The sequence below is a fragment of the Xanthomonas sp. SHU 166 genome (genome assembly GCF_000364685.1).
Classification (GTDB): Bacteria; Pseudomonadota; Gammaproteobacteria; order Xanthomonadales; family Xanthomonadaceae; genus Xanthomonas_A; species Xanthomonas_A sontii.
This window is the reverse complement of sequence record NZ_AQOJ01000752.1, coordinates 1-3,599: the sequence shown is the minus strand read 5'-3', so window position 1 is coordinate 3,599 and position 3,599 is coordinate 1. Positions and strand designations below refer to the sequence as shown.

The following is a 3,599-nucleotide window of genomic DNA, read 5'->3' as shown; positions in this document are numbered from 1 at the left end:
CCTCCACGGTCAAGCAGAACGCCGAGCACGCGCGCCAGGCCAACCAGCTCGCCAGCGGCGCGGCGTCGGTCGCGTCCCAGGGCGGTGCAGTGGTCGGTCAGGTGGTCGAGACCATGAGCGGGATCGAGGCCTCGTCGAAGAAGATCGCCGACATCATCGGCGTGAGACGGCATCGCCTTCCAGACCAACATCCTGGCGCTCAACGCCGCGGTGGAAGCGGCGCGTGCCGGCGAGCAGGGCCGCGGGTTCGCGGTCGTTGCCAGCGAAGTGCGCACCCTGGCGCAGCGTTCGGCCAATGCCGCCAAGGAGATCAAGACGCTGATCGACGATTCGGTGACCCGCGTCGCCGAAGGCTCGGCGCTGGTTGACCGGGCCGGCAGCACCATGCAGGAGATCGTGGCCTCGGTGCAGCGCGTCACCGACATCATGGGCGAGATTTCGGCGGCCTCGCAGGAGCAGTCGGCCGGGATCGAGCAGGTCAACCAGACCGTCACCCAGATGGACGAAAGCACGCAGCAGAACGCGGCGCTGGTGGAAGAAGCCACCGCGGCCGCGCGCTCGATGGAGCAGCAGTCGGTGGAGCTGACCCAGGCCGTGGCGCTGTTCAAGCTGGACGGCGCGCCGGCTGCGGCGCCGATGCCGGCTCCGTTGCCGCGCGGCAGGCACGCGACGCAGACGATGACGCGCAGTCCGCGCCCGCAGGCCGCGGTCGCACCGGCACGCCGCGCGCCGTCGTTCGCGGCGGCGGTGGCGCTGGACAAGGACTGGCAGGAGTTCTGAGTCGCTGCGGTCCGGTCGCCGGACTGTCGTTGGTGCGGCCGCCTTCCTCGGAAGGCGGCCGCACGCGTTTGCCGATCGCTCGCCGGGCGACGGGGCCGATCAGGGCACCCACGTCCGCCGATCGACGGCGGTGGGTGACGCTGCGGCCGCCGAGCGCGGCCGCAGCGCGGTCGGCACTTACTGCGGCGGCTTGGTCTGCGGGCTCTTGATCACGTACGAGGTGATGTACTCGCCGTTGGAGCCGTAGACCACCACGATGGTGGTGTTGGCGTCGCGGTAGACCACGGTGGCGTTGCACGGGCAACTCGCTGCGGCGGTGACCATGCCCAGCGGCTGGTTCTTCGCGTCGTTGACCGCGATCATCTGCTCCTCGGCGGCACTGCCGATCGGCAGCCGTGCCTCGGTGCCCGGCGTGGCGGTGAGCACGGTGATGACCTCGTCCCGCAACGAGTTGATCTGTACGAAGCGCAGGCCGGCCTTCTCGAACGTGTAGACCTTGAACAGCGGCGACAGGCTGACGTTCTTCTTGCCGATGGGCAGGCGTTCGCCCATGCCCTGGATGGCATCGGCGGCGTTGAGCGGGGCGCGCTCGGCGGCCTGCAGGCAGGGCGCGGCCAGCGCGGCCGCCAGCACCGTCAGGGTCAGCAACGGTTTGATCATGGTGTCTCTCCTTGTCTGGATGGTACGGACCTGTACGCCATGGGACGAGCGGCAGCCGTGGTCCTTTCCGGCCTGAGCGCCCGTAACGGGCCGTCTCCCGGTCCGTCGTCGCCTGCCGTCCTCCTGGCTCCGCGTGCCCTCATCGGCTGGTACGGAGACAGGAGATTCGGCGGGCGTCGAGTTCAGTATTTCTGACGTTAGTATCGCTGTCAATATGCAAAATCAACGAGATGGAGCGAAAGCTCGTGATGGCTGCAGGTAAGGCAATTCCGTACCTGTCGGGCGTCGAGCAGTGCCGTCGTCTTGCCGGGCGTGGGAGGGGTGCCAGCAAGCCGCTCGCCGTCCGCCGTCGCGGTGTGCATCGCGGCCGCGTGCGCGGATCCGCGCTGCGTTGCAGCAGCCATGCCGCCGCTGTGCGCCGATCCGCGCTCGCAGGCGGCCAAACGCGCGCGCAGCCGCACGGCATCGTCGCCAGCCTGTATCGTGTCGCGTTTTCCGCACCCGACCGAGCCGATGCCGCATCCGTCCGCGCCTGTCCCGCCTGCCGCCGCACCCGCCTTGCGCCATGCGCTGAAACCGCGGCAACTGATCATGATGGGATTGGGCAGCGCGATCGGCGCCGGCCTGTTCCTGGGCTCCGGCGTCGGCGTGCACGCGGCAGGGCCCGCGGTGCTGATTTCCTACCTGGTCGCCGGCGCGCTGGTGATCATCGTGATGAACGCGCTGGGCGAGATGGCGGCGGCCAAGCCGGCCAGCGGCGCGTTCTCGGTGTACGCCGCCGACGCGATGGGGCCGACCGCCGGCGCCACCGTGGGCTGGCTGTGGTGGCTGCAGCTGGTGATCGTGATCGCCGCCGAGGCCGTGGGTGCCGCCGGCCTGCTGGCGACGGTGTGGCCGGGCTTGCCGGTGCCGTTGGCCGCAATCGCGTTCATGGCCGCGTTCACCGCGATCAACCTGCTGGGCGTGCGCAATTTCGGCGAGTTCGAATTCTGGTTCGCCATCCTCAAGGTCGCGGCGATCGTCGGCTTCATCCTGGTCGGCATCGCCTTGCTGGCCGGCTGGCTGCCCGGGGTGGCCTCGCCGGGCCTGTCCAACGTCACCGGCAACGGCGGCTTCGCGCCGAAGGGCCTGGCTGGCATCGGTGCCGCGCTGCTGGTGGTGGTGTTCGCCTTTGGCGGCACCGAGATCGTGGCAGTCGCCGCGGCCGAGACCGCCGACCCGGAGCGCAGCATCGCCCGCGCCATCCGCACCGTCGCCTGGCGCATCCTGGTGTTCTACATCGGCTCGCTGAGCGTGATCATCGCGGTGGTGCCGTGGCAGAGCGAGGCGCTGAGTTCGCCGTTCGCCGCGGTGCTGCAGGTGGCCCGGATTCCCGGCGCCGCCACCGGCATCACCCTGATCGCGGTGATCGCGCTGCTGTCGGCGCTCAACGCCAATCTGTACGGTGCCTCGCGGATGATCTTCTCGCTGGCCCAGCGCGGCGAAGCGCCGCGCGCGCTGGCCGCGTCCAGCCGCCAGCAGGTGCCGTGGCTGGCGGTGCTGGCCAGCGTGCTGTTCGGCTTCGTCGCCGCGGTGCTGGAGCTGCTGTATCCCAACCGCGTGCTGCCGGTGCTGCTGAACATCGTCGGCGCCACCTGCCTGCTGGTGTGGACGATCTCGCTGCTGTCGCAGTTGATCCTGCGTGCGCGCGCCGACCGTGCCGGCACCCGCCTGCCGTTCCGCATGCGCGGCTATCCGGTGCTCACCGTGCTGGCGCTGGCGATCCTGGCGCTGATCTTCGGCCTGCTGGTGGCCTCGCCGGACACCCGTACGCAGTTCCTGTCGATGGCGGCGCTGACCGCGGTCATTGCCGCGGTCAGCGGCGTGGCGCGGCGGCTGCGCGCGGGGTAGGGCGCGCGCTCCAGCGGTGGCGGCATGCCGTTGTGGGAGGGACTTCCGTCCCGACGCGTGAGGGTGTCGGCCGGTGTCGGGTTTCGCTCGTGGCGACTGACGTCGCTCCCACAGGCGCGGGCTTCGCGCGCGTCATGTCCGCTGCCGTAACAGCGGCGCTCGTTGTTTTTCATGGATCAACCGCGGCAGCTGCCGTGGTAAGCCTGTCGCGGCTGAAGCCGCTCCTATGACGGCACCGACAGCTCGCAGACTCCCTCGGAGCAGCGGCT

3 protein-coding genes and 1 pseudogene are annotated in these 3,599 nt (G+C 70.1%); 2 read left to right on the top strand and 2 right to left on the bottom strand.

The window, feature by feature from the left end; genetic code table 11:
* Positions 1-780: pseudogene (locus tag D180_RS17525) on the top strand (methyl-accepting chemotaxis protein); the annotation flags it as partial.
* 177 nt (positions 781-957) lie between these two features.
* On the opposite strand, the gene D180_RS17520 reads toward D180_RS17525, so the two are convergent.
* The gene (locus tag D180_RS17520) at positions 958-1,440 is read right to left on the bottom strand and encodes a hypothetical protein (protein ID WP_017913824.1); all 483 of its coding nucleotides are present in this window, start codon (positions 1,438-1,440) and stop codon (positions 958-960) included.
* 209 nt (positions 1,441-1,649) lie between these two features.
* Positions 1,650-2,033, bottom strand: a complete 384-nt coding sequence (locus D180_RS24270; RefSeq protein ID WP_191091348.1) for a hypothetical protein — start codon at positions 2,031-2,033, stop codon at positions 1,650-1,652.
* On the opposite strand from D180_RS24270, the gene D180_RS17515 reads away from it, so the two are divergent.
* Positions 1,954-3,330 (top strand): amino acid permease, encoded by a 1,377-nt coding sequence (locus D180_RS17515; RefSeq protein ID WP_043091262.1) that lies wholly within the window; start codon positions 1,954-1,956, stop codon positions 3,328-3,330. The genes D180_RS24270 and D180_RS17515 overlap by 80 nt on opposite strands.
* Positions 3,331-3,599: the final 269 nt, after the last annotated feature.

Coding starts and splice junctions, on each gene's coding strand:
- D180_RS17520 (WP_017913824.1), bottom strand. CDS start 1,440: ATGATCAAACCGTTGCTGACCCTGACGGTGCTGGCGGCCGCGCTGGCC.
- D180_RS17515 (WP_043091262.1), top strand. CDS start 1,954: ATGCCGCATCCGTCCGCGCCTGTCCCGCCTGCCGCCGCACCCGCCTTG.
- D180_RS24270 (WP_191091348.1), bottom strand. CDS start 2,033: ATGATCAGTTGCCGCGGTTTCAGCGCATGGCGCAAGGCGGGTGCGGCG.